Genomic DNA, 20,234 nt, shown 5'->3' with positions numbered 1-20,234 from the left:
GTCCTACAGAGTCCGCAGCAGCACCGCCGGCTGCTCCACGCAGTCCGCCACATACCGCAGGAAGCCGCCCGCCGTACCGCCGTCGCAGACCCGGTGGTCGAAGGAGAGCGAGAGCTGGACGACCTGACGCACCGCCAGCTCGCCTTGGTGGACCCAGGGCTTGGGGATGATGCGGCCGACGCCGAGCATGGCCGCCTCGGGGTGGTTGATGATCGGCGTGGAACCGTCGACGCCGAACACGCCGTAGTTGTTCAGCGTGAAGGTGCCGCCCGTGAGGTCCGCGGGCGTCAGCGTCCCGGTCCGGGCCGCCTCGGTCAGCCGGCCGAACTCCGCGCTCAGCCCTTCCGCGTCCCGTGCGTGCGCGTCGCGCACGACGGGGACGACGAGCCCGCGCTCGGTCTGGGCCGCGAAGCCCAGGTGCACCTGGCCGAGCCGGACGATCTCGCGGGCGTCCATGTCGACCGTCGAGTTGAGCTCGGGGAAACGGGCCAGCGCCGCGGTGCAGATCCGGGCCAGCAGTGCCAGCAGGGAGATCTTCGGGCCGCCGGCCGCGTTCATCGCCCTGCGCGCCTGCATGAGCTCCGTCGCGTCGGCGTCCACCCAGCAGGTCGCGTCCGGGATCTCGCGCCGGCTGCGCGAGAGCTTGTCGGCGACGGCACCGCGGACACCCCGGAGGGGTACCCGGACACCCCCCGGGGACGTGCCCCGGGAGACGCCGGACCCACCGGGCACCACCGACGCGATGTCCGCGTAGGAGGTCATCTGGCCGGGCAGGCCCTCGTACGCGGGCTCCGTGACAAAGGCACCGGGTCCGGCCGCCGCGGGGCGCGCCTCCGGCGGGGCGGACGACCGCAGCCGTCCGGTCGCCGCCGCGCGCAGCGCGTACTCGACGTCCGCCCGCAGGATGAGTCCCTCGGGACCGGAGCCCTCCAGCTCCCGCAGGTCCACGCCGTTCTCCCGGGCGAGCCGTCGCACGAGGGGCGAGATGACCGGCACCGGGCCGTCGCCCCGCGAGGGGGTGACGCCGTTGCGAGCGGTCCGCGCCATGCCCGCCGGGTCCGGCGGTACGGCGGCGACGGGTTCGGGGCGGCCCTGCGCGGGCCGGGCGGGCGAGGCAGCCGTGCCCGCCGGGGACGGTGCCCCGGCCGGTCCTCCGACGGCGCCGCCGGAGGGGCGCACCCTCCGGCGCCGCGCCGGGGGCGCTCCCGTGCCGTATCCCACCAGCACGTTCCCGGAGCCCTCGTCGCTCCGCTCGTCCTCGCCGGTCCCGTTCTCCTCGGCAGGGGCGCCCACGGCGACGGTCAGCAGCGGTGCCCCCACGGGCAGTTCCGTGCCCTCCTCGCCGAAGCGGGCGGTGACCACACCGCCGTAGGGGCAGGGGACCTCGACCATCGCCTTGGCCGTCTCGACCTCGACGACGAGCTGGTCGACGGCGACAACGTCACCGACCTCCACCAGCCAGCGGACGATCTCCGCCTCGGTGAGTCCCTCCCCGAGGTCGGGGAGCTTGAACTCCAGCACCTGTGCCATCAGCTCTGCGCCTCCCATTGCAGACGTCCCACCGCGTCCAGGATCCGGTCGACGCCGGGCAGGTGGTGCCGCTCCAGCATCGGCGGCGGATACGGGATGTCGAACCCGGCGACGCGCAGCACCGGCGCCTCCAGGTGGTGGAAGCAGCGCTCCGTGACGCGGGCCGCGATCTCCCCGCCCGGTCCTCCGAACCCGCCCGACTCGTGCACGACGACCGCTCGTCCGGTCCGCCGCACCGATGCCGCGACCGTCTCGTCGTCGAACGGCACCAGCGAGCGCAGGTCGACGACTTCGAGGTCCCAGCCCTCGGCCCGCGCCGCCTCGGCGGCTTCGAGGCAGACGGGCACGGACGGCCCGTAGGTGATCAGCGTGGCGCTCCGGCCCGAGCGCCGCACCACCGCGCGGCCTATCGGCTCAACGGCCGGCGGCTCGTCCGGGTTCCAGGAATCCTTCGACCAGTACAGCCTCTTGGGCTCCAGGAAGACCACCGGGTCGTCCGAGGCGATGGCCTCCCGCAGCAGTCCGTAGGCGTCGGACACGGTCGCGGGCATGACGACGTGCAGGCCCGGGGTGGCCATGTAGTACGCCTCGGAGGAGTCGCTGTGGTGCTCGACGCCGCCGATGCCGCCGCCGTAGGGGACGCGGATCGTGATGGGCAGGGGCATGGCGCCCCGTGTGCGGTTGCGCATCTTCGCCACGTGCGAGATCAGCTGCTCGAACGCCGGGTAGGCGAACGCGTCGAACTGCATCTCCACGACCGGCCGCAGGCCGTACATGGCCATGCCGACCGCCGCGCCGAGGATGCCCGCCTCGGCGAGCGGGGTGTCCGTGCAGCGGTCGTCGCCGAACTCCTTGGCGAGCCCGTCGGTGACCCGGAAGACGCCGCCGAGGGTGCCGACGTCCTCGCCCAGGACATGGACGGCCGGGTCGGCGGCCATGGCGTCGCGCAGGGCGCGCCCGAGCGCCTGCGCCATGGTGGCCGGTTTGAGGGCAACCGTGGTCATCGCCCGGCTCCTTCCGGGCCGTGCGGGCCCGCTCCGAGCGTGCCGTCCGCCTCGGCGTCCAGCTCCGCTCTCAGCTGGCTCTCCTGCTCAAGCAGTTGAGGAGTGGGTTGTGCGTACACATGGGCGAACAGATCCATGGGGTCTAGCACCGGGTCCTGGTTCATGCGCTCACGCAGGTCCGCGGCCATCGCCTCGGCGCCGTCGCGCACCTCCTGGAGAGCTGCCTCGTCGAGCAGACCGCGCTCGGTCAGCTCGCGCTCCAGAAGCACGATGGGGTCGTGGCCGCGCCAGGTCTCGACCTCGGAGTCCCCCCGGTAGCGGGTGGCGTCGTCGGCGTTGGTGTGGGCGTCGATGCGGTACGTAACGGCCTCGACGAGGGTGGGACCGCCGCCCGCCCGCGCGTGGGCGATGGCCTCGCTCAGGACCTGGTGCACGGCCACCGCGTCGTTGCCGTCGACCAGACGGCCCGGCATCCCGTAGCCGACGGCCTTGTGGGCCAGCGACGGGGCGGCGGTCTGTTTGGCGAGCGGGACGGAGATGGCGAAGCCGTTGTTCTGCACGAGGAAGACGACGGGCGCCTGCCACACGGCGGCGAAGTTCAGCGCTTCGTGGAAGTCGCCCTCGCTGGTGCCGCCGTCACCGACCAGGGCGAGCGCGACCACGTCGTCGCCCTTGAGGCGGGCGGCGTGTGCGAGGCCCACGGCGTGCGGGAGCTGGGTCGCCAGGGGGGTGGACAGGGGCGCGATGCGGTGCTCGTGCGGGTCGTAGCCGGTGTGCCAGTCGCCGCGCAGGAGGGTGAGTGCCTGGACGGGGTCGAGGCCGCGGGCGACGGCGGCGAGGGTGTCGCGGTAGCTGGGGAAGAGCCAGTCGCGCTCCTCCAGCACGAGCGCGGCGGCGACCTCGCAGGCCTCCTGTCCGGTGCTGGACGGGTACACGGCGAGACGGCCCTGCTTGGTGAGCGCGGTGGCCTGGACGTTGTACCGGCGGCCACGCACCAGTTCCGTGTGCAGACGGCGCAACAGGGCCGGATCGACCTTGGCGGCCGCGTCGGTGCCGAGGACGCGGTGGGGCAGCGCGTCGGGCAGCAACGGCGCGGGGTCGGTGCGGGGCTGCCAGGCGGGCGGCGGCGTGGGCCGGTAGGCCCCTCGCTGCTCCATGACCGTCATGACGGCACCTCCTCGTGGGAGCGGCTTCAGGCGCGTCACGGGTGTGATGCGCCTCACCTACCGATTGTTCGGTCGTCGGCACATTTTGGCTACAGGCGCCGCCAGGCTGTGGACAAACGGTTCTGCGCAGCCTGAGATGGATGCAGTACGTCCATGGTAGGGAGGCGGGGGGACATGGCACCTGAACAAATGGCCGAGCCGCCGGAGGCCGGACCTTCCGTGCCGCCCGCCCGTCCGCTCGACGCGATCGACCAGGACATCCTGCACATGCTGCAGGCGGACGGCCGTGCCTCCATACGTTCCGTGGCCGAGCGGGTCCATGTCTCGCGGGCCAACGCCTACGCGCGGATCAACCGGCTCATCGAGGACGGTGTGATCCGCGGCTTCGGGGCGCGCGTCGACCACGAACGCGCGGGACAGGGCACCTCGGCGTACATCACCCTCAAGATCGTGCAGAACTCCTGGCGCACGGTGCGGGAGCGGCTGAGGGTGCTGCCCGGGGCCTCGCACATCGCCCTGGTGGGCGGCGACTTCGACGTGCTTCTGCTGGTGCACACGCCGGACAACCGGGCGCTGCGCGAACTGGTGCTCACCCGGCTCCAGGCCATCCCTGAGGTGCTCAGCAGCAGGACACTGCTGGTCTTCGAGGAGGAGGACCTGGAGCCGGAGGCCTGACGCCACCGGCCCTTCGGGGCCCTCAGGGCTCCTGCCGGAGCCCTCCGAAGACCAGCACCACCACGGCGTCGGCCACTTCCCGCGCGCCCATGCCCCGCGCGTCGGGGCGGTACCACTCCACGAGCGAGTTGATCATTCCGAAGACCAGCCGGGTCGCGAGCCGGACCTCCACGTCGCCGCGTACGTCCCCGTCGGCGGCCGCGGCCTTCAGGAGCTCGGCGACCCTGTGGTCGAAGTCGCGGCGCCGTTCCAGGGCCCACCGCTCGGTGTCCGTGTTGCCGCGCACCCGCAGGAGCAGCGTCACGTAGGGCAGCTCGGAGGTGAGCACCTCGACCATGCGCCGCACCACGTACTCCAGGCGCTGCACGGAACGTCCCACGCGCGCGTGCTCCTCGTCGAGGATCTCGAAGAGGCCGTCCAGCGCCCGGCTCACCGCGCGCCGCAGCAGCTCCTCCTTGCCCGAGACATGGTGGTATATCGACGACTTGGAGATGCCGGCCGCCTTGGAGAGGTGCTCCATGGAGGTGCCGTCGTAGCCGCGTTCGTTGAAGACCTGGACGGCGACGGAGAGCAGCGTCTCGGGCGTGTACGTGTCCCGTTTGGCGGTGGTCACTGGGTGCCCTCCCGCTTCTCGTTGGCGTACGCGTGGCGGTAGAGCGCGAGCGACGGGGCATAGCGGCCGGAGGGGTCGCGCACGTGCAGTTCGTCCAGGACGTCGTACGACCAGTTCACACCGAGTCTGCGGCTCCACTCGAAGGGGCCGAGGGGATAGTTGACGCCGAGGCGCATCGCGGTGTCGATGTCCTCCTCGGTGGCCACGCCCTTGGCCACCGCGTCGTACGCGAGGTCGACGATCCGGGCCACCGTGCGGGCGACGATCATGCCCGGGCAGTCCCCGATCACACTGACGTCCTTGCCCAGCGCCTGGAAGAGACCGATGGCCTCGGAGAGCGTCTGGGGAGCGGTGTCCTGGGACGCCGACAGGGCGATCCGGGTGGCCTTGCGGTAGTCGAGCGCGAGGTCGAAGTAGACGACGTCCCGGAACTCGACCGAGGTCTGGCCGTCGACGAGGACGAGCTGGCCGCCGCTCGGCAGCACCAGGCGGGTGCCGTGGTCCTCCTCGTCCTCCCGGACCTGGATGCCCGCCTCACGGATCAGGGCGAGAACGTCGGCGGCGGGGCCCAGGTCGCCCTCGGCGACGACGTACGCGGGCGGCTGCGCCTTCTCCGCCGTGTGCGGCTCGGAGGGTTCGGCGCCGTCCCCGTAGTCGTACCAGCCGTGGCCCGTCTTGCGGCCGAAGCGGCCCGCCTCGACGAGTCGTCGCTGGGCGAGCGAGGGCGTGAAGCGCACGTCCTGGAAGAAGGACCGCCACACGGAGTGCGTGACGGACTCGTTGACGTCCTGGCCGATCAGGTCGGTGAGTTCGAAGGCGCCCATCCGGAAACCGCCGGACTCGCGCAGGACCGCGTCGATGGTGGCGGGGTCGGCCGCCTGGGACTCGTGGACCGCGAAGGCCTCGGCGTAGAAGGGCCGCGCGATGCGGTTGACGATGAAACCGGGCGTGTCCGCGCAGGCGACGGGCGTCTTGCCCCAGGCGCGGGCCGTCTCGTACGCGCGCGTGGCCGACGTGACGTCGGTCGCGAACCCGGAGACGACCTCCACGAGGGGCAGCAGCGGCGCCGGGTTGAAGAAGTGCAGCCCGACGAGCCGGCCCGGGTTGCGCAGCGCGCCGCCGATGGCCGTGACGGACAGGGAGGAGGTGTTGGTGGCCAGCAGGCAGTCGTCCCCGACGATGTCCTCGAGCTCGCCGAACAGCCGCTGCTTGACGTCGAGCTGTTCGAGCACCGCCTCGACGACGAGCACGCAGTCCGCGAGGTCGGTGAGATCCGAGGCCGGCTGGAGCCGGGCGCGCGCGGCATCCCGGTCGGCGCCGGTGAGCCGGTCTTTCGCGACGAGCCGGTCGAGCCGGGCGCCGATCGCTTCGGCGGCGGCCGCGGCACGTCCGGGAGCGGCGTCGTAGAGCCGCACGGGGTGGCCCGCCACCAGCGCGACCTGGGCGATGCCCTGGCCCATGGTGCCGGTGCCGACGACTGCCACGGGGCTGCTGAGGTCGAGTGCTGTCATGTGCGCGATCCTCCCGCACGGCGTTGTCCACAGATGCGGCGGACCCCCTTGTCCCGACCGATCGTTCGGTTACTCTAACTCTGACTGTCCCTTCCTGCCCAGCTCGCGAGCTCGACGAGGAGCTCTTGAGACGAGGAGTTGGTCCTTGATGGCCGCCGAACTCACCGCGCACCAGTTGATCTCCCAGCACCGGCCCACCCTGGATCAGGCGCTGGAAACGATCCGCACGCGCGCGTACTGGTCCCCGCATCCCGAGCACCCCAAGGCGTACGGCGAGCACGGCAGCCTGGGCATGGCCGAGGGCAAAGCCGCCTTCGACGCTCTCCTGGGCAACCGCCTCGACCTGGGCCAGCCCGGCACGGACGACTGGATCGGGGGCGAGGTGTCGCCGTACGGCATCGAGCTGGGCGTCACGTACCCGCACGCGGACATCGACACGCTGCTGCCCGCCATGCGCGCGGGGCAGCGCGCCTGGCGCGACGTGGGCGCCGAGATGCGCGCGGTGGTCTGTCTGGAGATCCTCAAGCGGATCAGCGACCGCACCCACGAGTTCGCGCACGCGGTCATGCACACCAGCGGCCAGGCCTTCATGATGGCGTTCCAGGCGGGCGGCCCGCACGCGCAGGACCGCGGTCTGGAGGCGGTGGCCTACGCCTATGCGGAGCAGGTCCGCACCCCCGACACCGCGGAGTGGAGCAAGCCCCAGGGCAAGCGTGATCCCCTCGCGCTCACCAAGCAGTTCACGCCCGTCCCGCGCGGCATCGCGCTGATGATCGGCTGCAACACCTTCCCGACGTGGAACGGCTATCCGGGCCTGTTCGCCTCGCTGGCCACGGGCAACGCGGTCCTGGTGAAGCCCCACCCGCGCGCGGTGCTCCCCCTCGCGCTGACCGTGCAGGTCGCACGCGAGGTGCTCGCCGAGGCGGGCTTCGACCCGAACCTGGTGGCGCTGGCCGCCGAGCGTCCCGGCGAGGGCATCGCGAAGACGCTGGCCACCCGCCCCGAGATCCGCATCATCGACTACACGGGCTCCACCGCCTTCGGCGACTGGCTGGAGGCCAACGCACGCCAGGCGCAGGTCTACACCGAGAAGGCCGGCGTCAACACGGTGATCGTGGAGTCGGCCGCCGACTACAAGGGGATGCTGTCCAACCTGGCGTTCTCCCTGTCGCTCTACAGCGGCCAGATGTGCACCACCCCGCAGAACCTGCTGATCCCGCGCGAGGGCATCTCCACGGACGAGGGCCACAAGTCCTACGACGAGGTGGTGGCCGATCTCGCGAAGTCGGTCGGCGGGCTCCTCGGCGACGACGCCCGCGCGAACGCGCTGCTCGGCGCCATCGTGAACCCGGACGTGAAGGCCCGGCTGGAGGCCGCCGCCGGACTCGGCGAGGTGGCCCTGCCCTCACGGCAGATCGACAACCCTGAGTTCCCCGGTGCCGTAGTGCGCTCACCGCTGATCGTGAAGCTCGACGGCGCGCGCAAGTACTGGGAGAGCGCCGGGAGCGACGACGAGGCCGCCTACCTGAGCGAGTGCTTCGGTCCGGTCTCCTTCGCCGTCGCGGTCGACTCGGCCGCCGAGGCCGTGGAGCTTCTACGGCGCACCACCCGGGACAAGGGCGCGATGACCGTCGGCGCGTACACCACCGACGAGGCGTTCGAGCGCGAGGTGCAGGAGGCCTGCCTGGAGGAGTGCGCCCAGCTCTCCCTGAACCTCACGGGCGGGGTCTACGTCAACCAGACGGCCGCGTTCTCGGACTTCCACGGATCGGGCGGCAACGCCGCGGCCAACGCGGCGCTGTGCGACGGGGCGTTCGTGGCGAACCGCTTCCGGGTGGTCGAGGTGCGCCGGGAGGCGTGAGCCCCGACGCCCTTCGGGCGTCTACGCCGGTGCGTCCCCGGTGGCGCTCCAGTGGAACAGCGTCATGGCCACACTGGTCGCGAGGTTGTAGCTGGAGACCTGGGGGCGCATCGGCAGCGAGACCAGGTGGTCGGCCCGGGAGCGCAGTTCGGCGGACAGCCCGCTGCGCTCCGAACCGAAGGCGAGCAGGGCGTCGTCGGGAAGCTTCGTCCCCCGGATGTCCTCGCCCTCGGGGTCGAGCGCGAACAACGGGCCTGCCGGCAGTTCGTCCACCGCCAGCCGCTCCACGGCGGTCGCGAAGTGCAGGCCGGCCCCGCCGCGTACGACCGTGGGGTGCCAGGGGTCGAGCGTGCCCGTCGTGACCACCCCGGTCGCGCCGAAGCCCGCCGCGAGCCGGATCACCGCCCCCGCGTTGCCGAGGTTGCGCGGATTGTCGAGGACGACCACGGGCGCGGTGCGCGGCGTGCCGGCCATCCTCTCCAGGTTGGCGGCACGGGAGGGCCGTACGGCGAGAGCCGCCACCGAGGTGGGATGCGGTCGCGCCACGAGGGCTGTGAACGCCGTCTCCGGGACCTCGGTCAGCAGCTCGTCGAGAGCGGCGCGTACGTCGGGGGCGAGTTCGCCGGCCAGCTCGAGGACCGCCGGCCGGTCGGTCGTGACGGCGACCGGGACACGCGCTCCGAAGCGCACCGCGTGCTTGAGGGCGTGGAAGCCGTCGAGCAGGACGGAGTCGTCGCGGAGCTGGCGCCAGACACGTACCGGGTCGTTCATGCGGTGAAGCCTACGTGCGTGTGCCCGGGCTCCTCCGGAACGCCCGGTTCGGGCTCCCGGGGCCCCGGCACCACAGGGCCCCTGCCGGGAAACAGCCGGTCACGCGCGCGTGCCGCCCGTCCGCCCAGGCGCCGCAGGAAGGACGTGGGCAGGAACACGGCGTCCGCGGCGATCATCGCGAGCGAGAAGAACGGCAGCCCGAGGACCACGGCGATCACGGCGTGCTCGGTCATCATGACCGCCAGCAGCACGTTCTTGACCCGCCGGTTGAACAGGGTGAAGGGGAAGGCGACCTGCGCGGCGACCGTCCCGTACGTCACGAGCATGACGATCGCCCCGTGCGCGGACATCAGGTCGGACAGCGCCGGCCACGGGGAGAAGGAGTCCAGGTGGAGCGGGTAGTAGACGGCGGTGCCGTCCTGCCAGCGCGAGCCCTGGATCTTGTACCAGCCCGCGGTCGCGTAGATCAGACACGCCTCGGCCATGATGATCATCAGAGCGGCGTTGTGGACGAGGTTGGCGACGACGTCCAGCAGGATGCGCGGCTCCGCGGTGCGGGCGAAGCGGCCGACGGCCCACCACAGGGCCTGCACCGCCCACAGCCCCCAGAAGACCGTGAGCCAGCCGCCCAGGGCACCCCCGTCGATCCGTCCCGCGCCCGTCGCCACCGTCAGCGCGATCCCGAGCCCCGCCCACAGCACGGGGCCCGCTCGGCCGGGCTCGGGCCACTCGCCCCGCGCGTACGCCTCGCGGGCGAGACGGTCCCGCCGCGCGTCGAGGGACCACACCTGGGCACAGCGGGTGAACACCAGGTAGATCGCCATCAGGTGGAGGACGTTGTCCCCGCCGTCCCCGATGAAGACGCTTCGGTTCTGCAGGGACAGCACGCCGATCATGAAGACCACGGACACCGCGCGGGTCCGCCATCCCACCAGCAGCAGGGCGCCGGAGAGCACGGCGACGGCGTAGACCGTCTCGAACCACACCTGGCTGTCGGACCACAGCAGGACCGTGAAGGCGTGATTGCTCGCCACGAGCTGCCGGGCGAGGTCCCAGCTCCAGGGCGCGTCGGGCCCGTACATCTCCTGACGGTGGGGGTACTCGCGCAGCAGGAACAGCAGCCAGGTGGCGGCGAAGCCGATGCGGATCACGGCGCTCTGGTACGGGCCGAGGGCGGACTCGGTCACCCGGGCGATGCCGCGCGCGATCGTCGGAGCGAATCGGTTCATCGGGCACTCGCCTCCGTCAGCCCGTCCGCGCGGTCGCTCCCGGGAACGGCCCACCAGGGCAGCTCACGGACGACGGGCCGGTCGGACACCTTCTCGCCGCTCCACCGTGGCGGCGGCACGTCGGTGATGAGGGAGCGGAACTGGACGCGTTCGACGACAGCGCCCTCGCCGCCCGCATGCTCACGGTCGAGACGCAGCACGCCGATACGGCGCAGATAGTGCTCCGCGAGGTCGCCGCGCAGGCCCACGGGGCGGTTCTCGCCGTCGTGCGTACCGACGTAGAAGTCCCAGGCACGGCGCAGTTCGTTCTGCTGGGTGTGGCTCGGCAGCGGATTTCCGTCGATGGCCAGGGCGTCGAGCGCGGACAGGTCGTACCAGCCGGTCTCGCGGCTGGTGCCGTCCTCCGTGCGGACCAGGGCGCGGACCTGGACCGTGATGTCCTGCTGCAACGGGTTGGGTGCGAAGAGCTTCCAGTTCTGCTCGAACTCGGGGTAGATCCAGTCGTCGATCGCGCGGCCGTGCTGCTTCGTCACCGTGTTCGAGGGAGCGACGTGCAGGAAGACCATGCCGAGATGCGCACAGGCGACGACGGCGACGACGGCCAGGGCGAGGGCGGCGGCGATCTGATGGCGCAGAGACAGGGCCGCGAGGCCCACGGGAGCCCCGGCTTCCGGACAGCCGGCCGCTTCGGGACTCTCCGGGAAATCCGGCTCGTCGGCCCCGGCGAAGCCCGAAGGAGCGCCCACAGGGGGAGCGCCCGGCTCGGACTCCCGGGACGGCACCGCCTCGGATTGGCCCAGCTCGGACTCCCCGGGAGCGACAGCCCCGGATTCGGCCCGCTCTGACTCCCGGGAAAACACCACCTCGCCCGCGCCCAGCTCGGACTCCCCGGGTGCGACGGCCCCGGATTCCGGGCTCCCGGACTCCGCGTACGTGCCCGCGTCGTCTTCGGGTGCGCCCGCGTCGGGCCCGGTCGCCTCGGACTCCGGGCCAGGCACCGCCTCGGCCCCGGTGGTCTCGGGCTCCGGGGAAGCCTCGGCCCCGGTCGGCGGATCGCCGTCGGGGCGCTCGCCGGTCACGGACTCGCCGGCCGGCCGCGGACCGGGCAGTGGTGTACCGCCGGTGACACCGCCGGGCGCGCCCCCCTCGGGCGCGACCGACCCCGGCTCCCGCTCAGAGCCCTCGTCCCTCGCGTCCATCCCGCCCCGATTCACGATCCCGGATCCGGCTTCCGGCCGCCGGACTGCGGGCACCGTACCGTCACGTCGTACCGCGGCACGACGTTCGCAGGCGAACCGTACTCAGAGCAGGCCCTTCGGCACAGCCCCGCGGGTCACAGCGGCCACGCCGGCGCGCATGAGGTTATCCACAGCGGTTGACACCGTACGGCGCTCGACCGACCATTGTTGCGAATGGACCGAACGATCGGTCGGTCGGGAGCGAGAGGTCGAGGGGGACCGCATGGCGACAGCATCAGCGCACCACACGGCCCGCACACAAGCGGACGAAGCCGCCGACGAGGCGGCGCGCACAGCGGCCTACGAGGTCGTCTTCGACGCCGCGGTGGCGGCCGACGAACGCATCGAGCCCCGCGACTGGATGCCCGATGCCTACCGCTCCACCCTGGTCCGCCAGATAGCGCAGCACGCCCACTCCGAGATCATCGGCATGCAGCCGGAGGCCAACTGGATCACGCGCGCGCCCTCACTGCGCCGCAAGGCGATCCTGATGGCGAAGGTCCAGGACGAGGCAGGACACGGTCTGTACCTGTACAGCGCGGCCGAGACGCTCGGCGTCGGCCGCGACGAACTGCTGGACAAGCTGCACTCCGGCCGCCAGAAGTACTCGTCGATCTTCAACTATCCGACGCTGACCTGGGCGGACGTCGGCGCCATCGGCTGGCTCGTGGACGGCGCGGCGATCACCAACCAGGTCCCCCTGTGCCGCTGCTCGTACGGCCCGTACGCGCGCGCCATGGTCCGCGTGTGCAAGGAGGAGTCCTTCCACCAGCGCCAGGGGTACGAACTCCTGCTGGCCCTGAGCCAGGGCACCCCCGAGCAGCACGCGATGGCGCAGGACGCGGTCGACCGCTGGTGGTGGCCCTCCCTGATGATGTTCGGCCCGCCCGACGACGAGTCCTCGCACTCCGCCCAGTCGATGGCGTGGAAGATCAAGCGCCATTCGAACGACGAGCTGCGCCAGCGCTTCGTCGACATCGCCGTCCCCCAGGCCGAGTCCCTCGGTCTGACCCTGCCCGACCCCGACCTCGTGTGGAACGAGGAGCGGGGGCACCACGACTTCGGCGCCATCGACTGGACGGAGTTCTGGGAGGTCCTCAAGGGCAACGGCCCGTGCAACGACCAGCGGATCACCCAGCGCCGGCGAGCCCACGAGGAGGGCGCGTGGGTACGGGAGGCGGCCGCGGCGTACGCCGACAAGCACACGAGCGGGACCGGCGGCTCCGCGAGCACGACCGGCGAGACAGGAGCGACCCGAGCATGACGAACACCGACTGGCCGCTGTGGGAGGTCTTCGTGCGCTCGCGCCGCGGGCTCTCGCACACCCACGCCGGCAGCCTGCACGCCCCGGACGCCGAACTGGCGCTGCGCAACGCCCGCGATCTGTACACGCGCCGTGGCGAGGGCGTCTCGATCTGGGTCATCCCGTCCGCCGCCGTCACGGCCTCCTCGCCCGACGAGAAGGACCCCTTCTTCGAGCCGTCGGCCGACAAGCCCTACCGGCACCCGACCTTCTACGAGATCCCGGAAGGGGTGAAGCACCTGTGACGCTCACCGTGAACACCGCGGCCGCCCTGGCCCTCGGCGACGACGCCCTGGTGCTCTCGCACCGGCTGGGGGAGTGGGCCGGCCACGCGCCCGTCCTCGAGGAGGAGGTCGCCCTGGCCAACATCGCCCTGGACCTGCTCGGCCAGGCCCGGGTCCTGCTGTCCATGGCCGGAGACGAGGACGAGGTGGCGTATCTCCGCGAGGAGCGCGCCTTCCGCAACCTCCAGCTCGTCGAGCAGCCGAACGGCGACTTCGCGCACACCATCGCCCGGCAGCTCTACTTCTCGACCTATCAGCGGCTTCTCTACGCGCAACTGGCATCCGGGGAGAGCGAGTTCGCTCCCCTGGCCGCCAAGGCCGTCAAGGAGGTCGCCTACCACCAGGACCACGCCGAGCAGTGGACCCTGCGCCTCGGCGACGGCACGGACGAGAGCCACGAGCGGATGAGCCGGGCGTGCCAGGCGCTGTGGCGCTTCACCGGCGAGATGTTCCAGCCGCTCGACGGCGTCGACATCGACTGGGACGGCCTCCGGGCCGCCTGGACGGAGTCCGTGGAAACCACGCTGCGCCGGGCCACGCTGACCGTCCCCGAAGGCCCGAGGACCGGGGCCTGGACGGCCGGCGCCGGACGCCAGGGCCTGCACACCGAGTCCTTCGGGCGGATGCTCGCCGAGATGCAGCACCTGCACCGCAGCCACCCGGGGGCGTCATGGTGACGACCACCGCCCTGGAGGAGGAACTGCGCAGGCTGGCCGGCTCCGTGCTCGACCCCGAACTGCCCGTTCTCACCCTGGACGACCTCGGTGTCCTGCGCGCCGTCCACCTCCGCGGCACGGACAGCGTCGAGGTCGAGCTGACCCCGACCTACACCGGCTGCCCGGCCGTCGAGGCCATGTCCACGGACATCGAGCGGGTGCTCCACGAGCACGGCATGCGCGAGGTCTCCGTGCGCACGGTGCTCAGCCCCGCCTGGTCGACCGACGACATCTCGGACGAAGGCCGCCGCAAACTGAGGGAGTTCGGGATAGCACCGCCCCGCGGCGACCGTCCCGCCGGGCCGGTGGCCCTGGACCTGGGACCGACCCGGACGGCCGGCGCGGAACCGGAGCTTGAGCCCGTCCGCTGCCCGGCCTGCGGATCGGCCGACACCGAACTGCTCAGCCGCTTCTCCTCAACCGCGTGCAAGGCGCTGCGCCGCTGTCTGTCCTGCCGCGAACCGTTCGACCACTTCAAGGAGCTGTGATGGCCCGCTTCCACCCGCTCACGGTGGCCGCGGTCGACCGGATCACCGACGACGCCGTGGCCCTGACCTTCGCGGTGCCCGCGGAACTTCGCGAGGACTACCGGCATGCCGCCGGCCAGCATCTGGCACTGCGCCGCACGGTCGACGGCACGGAGATCCGCCGCACGTACTCCATCTGCTCGACGGCCCCCTCCCCCGACGGCGAGGCGCCGCGCACCCTGAAGGTCGGAGTGCGCCTGGTCGACGGAGGCGCGTTCTCGACGTACGCGCTCAAGGAGATCACCGTCGGCGACGAGGTGGAGGTGATGATCCCGGCGGGACGCTTCACCCTGGAACCCACGCCCGGCCTGTACGCGGCGGTGGTGGGCGGCAGCGGCATCACCCCGGTGCTGTCGATCGCCTCGACCCTGCTGGCGCGGGAGCCGGGCGCGAGCTTCTGCCTGATCCGCAGCGACCGCACGTCGGCCTCGACGATGTTCCTGGAGGAGGTCGCCGACCTCAAGGACCGCTATCCGCAGCGGTTCCAGCTGGTGACCGTCCTCTCCCGGGAGGAGCAGCAGGCCGGGCTGCCGTCCGGCCGGCTCGACCAGGAGCGGCTGACCGGGCTGCTTCCGGCGCTGCTGCCCGTGGACGGGGTGGCGGGATGGTTCCTGTGCGGGCCGATGGGGCTCGTCCAGGGCGCCGAGCGGGCGCTGCGCGGGCTCGGGGTGTCCCGGACGCGCATCCACGAGGAGATCTTCCACGTGGACGCCGGCATCACAGCCCCTTCCGCCGTACCGGCACCCGCGCACAGCACGGTCACCGCACGGCTCGACGGACGCGGCGGCACCTGGCCCGTCCAGGACGGCGAGTCGCTGCTGGACGCGGTCCTGCGCAACCGGCCGGACGCGCCCTATGCCTGCAAGGGCGGCGTGTGCGGCACCTGCCGGGCGTTCCTCGTCTCGGGCGAGGTGCGGATGGACCGCAACTTCGCGCTGGAACCGGAGGAGACCGAGGCCGGGTACGTACTGGCCTGCCAGTCCCATCCCGCCACGGAGAAGGTCGAGTTGGACTTCGACCGCTGAGAAGGAGTGGCCGATCGTCGGCCGTTCCCTTCTCGTAGAACCTGTTCTATCTTGACGCACCGTCAGATCAGGCTTTCCGTCTGGTCATTGGTCCGGTGCGTGCGCGGGAGGACGGGATCGTGGACTTCACCTTCACCGAGGAGCAGCAGGCGGCGGCCGAGGCGGCGCGGGGGGTGTTCGCCGGGGTCTCCCCCGACGGGGTGCCCAGTCCCGCGCTCACCGCGGGCGCCGTCGCCGAGGACTTCGACCGGCCCCTGTGGGCGAGGCTCGCCGACGCGGACCTGCTGAGCCTGCTGCTCGACGAGGAGGCCGGCGGGGCGGGCCTCGACGCGATCGCGCTCTGCCTGGTGCTGCGGGAGTCGGCGAAGGTGCTGGCACGGGTACCGCTGCTGGAGAACAGCGCGGCGGCGGCGGCCGTACGACGCTACGGCGGCGAGGAGTTGAGGGTGGAACTGCCGGTGCGGGCCGGCCGGGGCGAACTCGTGCTGACCGTCGCCGCCAACGGCAGGACCGGTCACGACCCGGCCGAACGCGCCGTGACCGCACGGCGGGACGGTGCGGGGTGGGTTCTGGACGGTGTGCAGACGGCGGTCCCCTGGGCCTGCGACGCCGACTTCGTCGTCGTGCCCGCGCATACGGACGCCGACCGGACCGTCCTCGCGCTGGTTCCCCGCGACCACGAAGGGGCCGTTCTCGCCGAGCAGATCTCCACGACCGGTGAACGGCTCGGCGAGCTGCGGTTGCGGTCCGCGCGGATCGCCGCCCGGGATGTCATCGACGCGCCGGGGGCCTGGGAGTGGCTGCGCGACCTGCTGGCCACCGGCACCTGCGCGCTGGCCCTCGGGCTCGGAGAGGAAGTGCTCCGGATAACGAGCGCGTACACGAGCAAGCGGGAGCAGTTCGGGTTCCCCGTCGCCACGTTCCAGGCGGTCGCCGTCCAGGCCGCCGACCGCTACATCGACCTGCGCGCGATGGAGGCGACGCTCTGGCAGGCCGCGTGGCGGATCAGCACGGGCGCCGACGGCGCGCTCCCGGCCGGCGGTGATGTGGCCGTCGCCAAGATCTGGGCGTCCGAAGGAGTACGCCGGGTCGTGCAGACCGCGCAGCATCTGCACGGAGGGTTCGGCGCCGACACCGAGTACGCGCTGCACCGGTACCACGCCTGGGCCAAGCATCTGGAACTGTCGCTCGGCCCGGCGGCGGCACACGAGGAAGCCCTGGGAGACCTGCTGGCAGCGCATTCCCTCGGCTGACAGGACCCAGACTCCGGGCATAGCCCCGGGGACGGCAGGCCCGGACCGCAGTGACTCCCCCTGCATTCCCCAGGATGGGCGGACCGGGACCGCAGACATTCCCCGGCATTCCCCGGGTGTGCGGACCCGGACGCAGGCATTCCCCGGCATTCCCCGGGGTGGGCGGGCCCGGGCTACAGAACGAAGCCGGGCTCGCCCTTGGCGTTCACGACCGGGCGGCCGGCGGCCTCCCAGATCTGCATGCCGCCCTCGACGTTCGCGGCGTCGATGCCCTGCTGGACCAGATACATGGTGACCTGGGCCGAACGGCCGCCGGAGCGGCAGATCACGTTGACCCGGCCGTCCTGCGGGGCGGCCTCGGTCAGCTCGCCGAACCGGGCGACGAAGTCGCTCATGGGGATGTGCAGTGCCCCCTGGGCGTGGCCCGCCTCCCACTCGTCGTCCTCCCGGACGTCCAGCAGGAAGTCGTCGACCGCGAGATTGTCGACCCCGACCGTGGGCACACCAGCTCCGAAACTCATGCCTCCGACGCTACCTGACCGCGCCGATGAAGCTCAGGGAGCCTGGGCGATCAGCGTCGCCAGCTCGTGTTCGCGCTCACCGACCTGCGTCAGCAGTTGTTCGGCGATCTCCTCCAGGAGGTGGTCCGGGTCTTCCGGGGCCATCTTGAGCATGGCCCCGATGGCGCTCTCCTCCAGCTCGCGCGCGACGAGGGTGAGCATCTCCTTGCGCTGGGAGAGCCATTCGAGCCGGGCGTAGAGCTCCTCGCTGCGGCTGGGCTTCCACTCCTCGGGCGCGGGACCGGCGGCCCACTCCGCGGCCAGCTCCCGCAGCAACGCCTCGTCGCCCCTCGCGTACGCGGTGTTCACGCGGGCGATGAACTCGTCACGCCGCTTGCGCTCGTTGTCGTCCTGCGCGAGATCCGGGTGGGCCTTGCGGACCAGCTCGCGGAAGAGCTTGCGGGCCTCCTCGCTCGGACGCACGCGCTGCGGAGGCCGCACGGGCTGGTCCGTGAGCATGGCCACAGCCTCGGGAAACAGCCCGTCCGAGTCCATCCAGCCGTGGAACAGCTCCTCGACACCGGGCATGGGCATGACCCGCGCCCGCGCCTCGTGCGCCTTGAATATGTCCTCAGGGTCACCCGTGAGCGCGGCACGCGCCTCGGCGATCTGGGCGTCCAGTTCGTCGAGCCGGGAGTACATGGGACCGAGCTTCTGGTGATGCAGCCGGGAGAAATTGTCGACCTCGACACGGAAGGTCTCCACCGCGATCTCGAACTCGATCAACGCCTGCTCGGCCGCTCGCACGGCCCGCTCCAGGCGCGCCTCGGGCCGGTCGTCCGCACTCTGAGCCGGGCTCTGGCCCGCATCGGCCCGAGCCTCGGGCCGCCCCTCGCCTTGCTCCTGCGCCTGCCCCTCGTCCTGCCCCTCCGTCCGGGAGGCGGACGGCGAGCCGGACCCAGTGCCCGAAGGGATGTCCGCGCCCTCCGCGTCCGTGATGCGGCCGTCGTCGCCGGGGGAGGCGTGGGGAGTCTGGCCTTCCGGGGCACCGGCGTGTTCCCGGCCCCCCTCGAAGGCGGGCTCGGACTGGCTCTGATCGGCTTCCGGGGTCGTCACCCGACCAGCGTAGGCCACACTTCCCCGGGGCTCACTGCGTTCCCCGCCCCTACAGCCACCTGACCGGCCACAACGACCCCAATGACCCCAACCACCCCGATCATCCCGACCTCCGGAACCGGCAGCGACAGCGGCACCGGCCGACACCGGCAGTGGCGGGCAACGGCGGTGGGCGGCAGCAGCCGACAGCGGGAGGCTGCAGCGGCCAGCACCGGGAGGCTGCAGCGGCCGGCAGCGGCAGCGGCTCTCCGCCGTCACACCCCCGGTTCAGAGGCGATCCGTCCGCTTCGGACCGCCGCCGTCAGGGCCGCGTGGTCCGCCTCCGTGCGGTCCGCGTAGGCGACGGCGAAGGAGGCGACGGCCTCGTCCAGCTCCTCGTTCTTGCCGCAGTACCCGGCTATCAGGCGCGGGTCCGCGCTGTGACTGTGGGCGCGCGCCAGCAGGGCACCGGTCATGCGGCCGTAGTCGTCGACGTGGTCGGCGGCCAGTGCTGCGGGGTCGACACTGCCCTTGCGGTTGCGGAACTGGCGGACCTGGTAGGGGAGACCGTCGACCGAGGTCCAGCCGAGAAGGATGTCGCTGACCACCTGCATGCGCTTCTGGCCGAGGACGACACGGCGACCCTCGTGGGCCACCTCCGGCATCGGATGGCCGATGGTCGCCAGGTGCGGGAGCAGCGCCGAGGCACGGGCCTCCTTGACCTGGAGGACCAGGGCTTCGCCGCGGTGGTCCAGAAGCAGCACGACATACGAGCGGGTGCCGACGCTGCCGGTGCCGACGACGCGGAAGGCGACGTCGTGCACCGCGTAGCGGGCGAGCAGGGGGAGGCGGTCCTCGGAGACCGTCGTCAGATAGTGCTCCAGGGACGCCGCGACCGCGGCGGCCTCCGCGTCGGGAACGCGGCGCAGGACGGGTGCCGCGTCGACGAAGCGACGGCCTCCGCCGTCCACGGCCTCGGTCGATCTGGCGGCGAACCGTCCACTGGTGTTGGCCCGCGCCTTCGCGGAGACCCGCTCCAGGGTGCCGAGCAGGTCATGGGCGTCGGTGTGCGAGACGAGTTCCTCGTCCGCGATGGCGTTCCAGGCGTCCAGCACCGGCAGTCTGACCAGCAGGCGCATGGTGCGGCGGTACGCCCCCACACAGTCGCGCGCGGCACCGCGGCAGGTGTCCTCGTCGGCGCCGGCCTCCCGGCCCGCGAGCACGAGCGAGGTGGCGAGCCGCTTGAGGTCCCACTCCCAGGGACCGTGCACCGTCTCGTCGAAGTCGTTCAGATCGATGACCAGGCCGCCTCGCGCGTCCCCGTACAGGCCGAAGTTCGCCGCGTGGGCGTCGCCGCAGATCTGGGCGCTGATGCCGGTCATCGGCGTGCGCGCGAGGTCGTACGCCATGAGGCCGGCGGTGCCGCGCAGGAACGCGAAGGGGGTGGCAGCCATCCTGCCGACCCGGATCGGGGTGAGTTCGGGGATTCGGCCCCGGTTGGACTCCTCGACCGCGGTCACGGCGTCCGGCCGGTCGGTGTCCACCAGCAGCTCGGCGTGCGCCGCGCGCGGGACCCGTCCGCGCAGGACCTTCCCCTCTTCCTTGGGTGAGTCCCTCACCGGCCAGGCGGCGAACCCCGGAACCGCGAAGCCCCGCACCCCGAACGCCTCGGCCGTCCGCCCGCCCTCGGGCGCGGGCCGCCGCCCGGGCTCCGGCACGGACGCGCTCCCGCCCTGCCCGCCACCGTTGTCCTGACGCACCGGACCGGCCTGCTCGACCAGCCCGGCCCTTCCCGCCGGCGCCGTCTGCCGCTCCGCCCCCGCTGTACCGACCTCGGCCATCACGACCGCCTCCCCCGCGCACGAACATCAACTCGTGCTGACCGTACAGCCGGCCGGGAAAACGCGTCAGACCCTGTGGACAACTCCATGGG

At 72.1% G+C, this 20,234-nt stretch carries 19 protein-coding genes; 8 read left to right on the top strand and 11 right to left on the bottom strand.

The window, feature by feature from the left end:
• Positions 1-3 precede the first annotated feature (3 nt).
• The 3 genes from OG485_RS22555 to pdhA are packed head-to-tail and all read right to left on the bottom strand — an operon-like array spanning position 4 to position 3,700.
• Positions 4-1,530: a dihydrolipoamide acetyltransferase family protein gene (locus OG485_RS22555; RefSeq protein WP_328674595.1), complete on the bottom strand. Its 1,527-nt coding sequence runs from the start codon at positions 1,528-1,530 to the stop codon at positions 4-6.
• On the bottom strand, positions 1,530-2,534 hold the full coding sequence (locus OG485_RS22550) for an alpha-ketoacid dehydrogenase subunit beta (protein WP_328450396.1): 1,005 nt from the start codon (positions 2,532-2,534) through the stop codon (positions 1,530-1,532). The genes OG485_RS22555 and OG485_RS22550 overlap by 1 nt, the downstream gene beginning before the upstream one ends.
• Complete coding sequence (gene pdhA, locus OG485_RS22545) at positions 2,531-3,700, bottom strand: pyruvate dehydrogenase (acetyl-transferring) E1 component subunit alpha (protein ID WP_328670395.1); 1,170 nt, start codon at positions 3,698-3,700, stop codon at positions 2,531-2,533. Before pdhA ends, OG485_RS22550 begins: the two co-directional genes overlap by 4 nt.
• A 174-nt stretch (positions 3,701-3,874) precedes the next feature.
• On the opposite strand from pdhA, the gene OG485_RS22540 reads away from it, so the two are divergent.
• Positions 3,875-4,375 (top strand): Lrp/AsnC family transcriptional regulator, encoded by a 501-nt coding sequence (locus tag OG485_RS22540; RefSeq protein ID WP_382783426.1) that lies wholly within the window; start codon positions 3,875-3,877, stop codon positions 4,373-4,375.
• A gap of 22 nt (positions 4,376-4,397) precedes the next feature.
• On the opposite strand, the gene OG485_RS22535 is transcribed toward OG485_RS22540, so the two are convergent.
• Positions 4,398-4,988: a TetR/AcrR family transcriptional regulator gene (locus tag OG485_RS22535; RefSeq protein ID WP_328670394.1), complete on the bottom strand. Its 591-nt coding sequence runs from the start codon at positions 4,986-4,988 to the stop codon at positions 4,398-4,400.
• A complete protein-coding gene (locus tag OG485_RS22530) occupies positions 4,985-6,499 on the bottom strand; it encodes a 3-hydroxyacyl-CoA dehydrogenase (protein ID WP_328670393.1) in 1,515 nt (504 codons plus the stop codon). Before OG485_RS22530 ends, OG485_RS22535 begins: the two co-directional genes overlap by 4 nt.
• Positions 6,500-6,647: 148 nt before the next feature.
• Here OG485_RS22530 and paaN point away from each other — a divergent pair, with 148 nt between their 5' ends.
• Complete coding sequence (gene paaN / locus OG485_RS22525; RefSeq protein WP_328670392.1) at positions 6,648-8,360, top strand: phenylacetic acid degradation protein PaaN; 1,713 nt, start codon at positions 6,648-6,650, stop codon at positions 8,358-8,360.
• Positions 8,361-8,381: 21 nt separating this feature from the next.
• On the opposite strand, the gene OG485_RS22520 is transcribed toward paaN, so the two are convergent.
• Genes OG485_RS22520 through OG485_RS22510 form a run of 3 tightly spaced genes read right to left on the bottom strand, consistent with a single transcriptional unit; the run spans position 8,382 to position 11,559 of the window.
• Complete coding sequence (locus tag OG485_RS22520; protein ID WP_328670391.1) at positions 8,382-9,131, bottom strand: TrmH family RNA methyltransferase; 750 nt, start codon at positions 9,129-9,131, stop codon at positions 8,382-8,384.
• Positions 9,128-10,360 (bottom strand): HTTM domain-containing protein, encoded by a 1,233-nt coding sequence (locus OG485_RS22515; RefSeq protein WP_328670390.1) that lies wholly within the window; start codon positions 10,358-10,360, stop codon positions 9,128-9,130. The genes OG485_RS22520 and OG485_RS22515 overlap by 4 nt, the downstream gene beginning before the upstream one ends.
• The gene (locus OG485_RS22510) at positions 10,357-11,559 is read right to left on the bottom strand and encodes a DUF5819 family protein (RefSeq protein WP_328670389.1); all 1,203 of its coding nucleotides are present in this window, start codon (positions 11,557-11,559) and stop codon (positions 10,357-10,359) included. The genes OG485_RS22515 and OG485_RS22510 overlap by 4 nt, the downstream gene beginning before the upstream one ends.
• A 262-nt stretch (positions 11,560-11,821) precedes the next feature.
• On the opposite strand from OG485_RS22510, the gene paaA reads away from it, so the two are divergent.
• The 6 genes from paaA (at position 11,822) to OG485_RS22480 (ending at position 16,706) form a co-directional block, all read left to right on the top strand.
• Complete coding sequence (gene paaA, locus OG485_RS22505) at positions 11,822-12,862, top strand: 1,2-phenylacetyl-CoA epoxidase subunit PaaA (RefSeq protein ID WP_328450412.1); 1,041 nt, start codon at positions 11,822-11,824, stop codon at positions 12,860-12,862.
• A complete protein-coding gene (gene paaB / locus OG485_RS22500) occupies positions 12,859-13,146 on the top strand; it encodes a 1,2-phenylacetyl-CoA epoxidase subunit PaaB (RefSeq protein ID WP_328670388.1) in 288 nt (95 codons plus the stop codon). The genes paaA and paaB overlap by 4 nt, the downstream gene beginning before the upstream one ends.
• The gene (paaC, locus tag OG485_RS22495) at positions 13,143-13,862 is read left to right on the top strand and encodes a 1,2-phenylacetyl-CoA epoxidase subunit PaaC (protein WP_328670387.1); all 720 of its coding nucleotides are present in this window, start codon (positions 13,143-13,145) and stop codon (positions 13,860-13,862) included. Before paaB ends, paaC begins: the two co-directional genes overlap by 4 nt.
• Complete coding sequence (gene paaD / locus OG485_RS22490; protein ID WP_328670386.1) at positions 13,856-14,389, top strand: 1,2-phenylacetyl-CoA epoxidase subunit PaaD; 534 nt, start codon at positions 13,856-13,858, stop codon at positions 14,387-14,389. Before paaC ends, paaD begins: the two co-directional genes overlap by 7 nt.
• Complete coding sequence (locus OG485_RS22485; RefSeq protein ID WP_328670385.1) at positions 14,389-15,453, top strand: 2Fe-2S iron-sulfur cluster-binding protein; 1,065 nt, start codon at positions 14,389-14,391, stop codon at positions 15,451-15,453. Before paaD ends, OG485_RS22485 begins: the two co-directional genes overlap by 1 nt.
• Positions 15,454-15,572: 119 nt before the next feature.
• A complete protein-coding gene (locus tag OG485_RS22480) occupies positions 15,573-16,706 on the top strand; it encodes an acyl-CoA dehydrogenase family protein (protein WP_328670384.1) in 1,134 nt (377 codons plus the stop codon).
• Between the two features lie 173 nt (positions 16,707-16,879).
• Here OG485_RS22480 and OG485_RS22475 read toward each other — a convergent pair whose 3' ends face one another.
• The 3 genes from OG485_RS22475 to OG485_RS22465 form a co-directional block, all read right to left on the bottom strand.
• Positions 16,880-17,227, bottom strand: coding sequence for a rhodanese-like domain-containing protein (locus OG485_RS22475; protein WP_328670383.1), 348 nt, complete (start codon positions 17,225-17,227; stop codon positions 16,880-16,882).
• A 33-nt stretch (positions 17,228-17,260) separates the two neighbouring features.
• Complete coding sequence (locus OG485_RS22470; RefSeq protein WP_443048742.1) at positions 17,261-18,322, bottom strand: hypothetical protein; 1,062 nt, start codon at positions 18,320-18,322, stop codon at positions 17,261-17,263.
• Positions 18,323-18,576: 254 nt separating this feature from the next.
• Entirely contained in the window at positions 18,577-20,142 is a 1,566-nt protein-coding gene (locus OG485_RS22465) for a DUF2252 family protein (RefSeq protein ID WP_328670382.1), read from the bottom strand.
• Positions 20,143-20,234 lie beyond the last annotated feature (92 nt).

Origin of the sequence: Streptomyces sp. NBC_00328 (assembly GCF_036139655.1) — a bacterium.
Classification (GTDB): domain Bacteria; phylum Actinomycetota; class Actinomycetes; order Streptomycetales; family Streptomycetaceae; genus Streptomyces.
The sequence above is the reverse complement of the archived record's forward strand: the minus strand, read 5'-3'. Positions and strand labels throughout refer to the sequence as shown.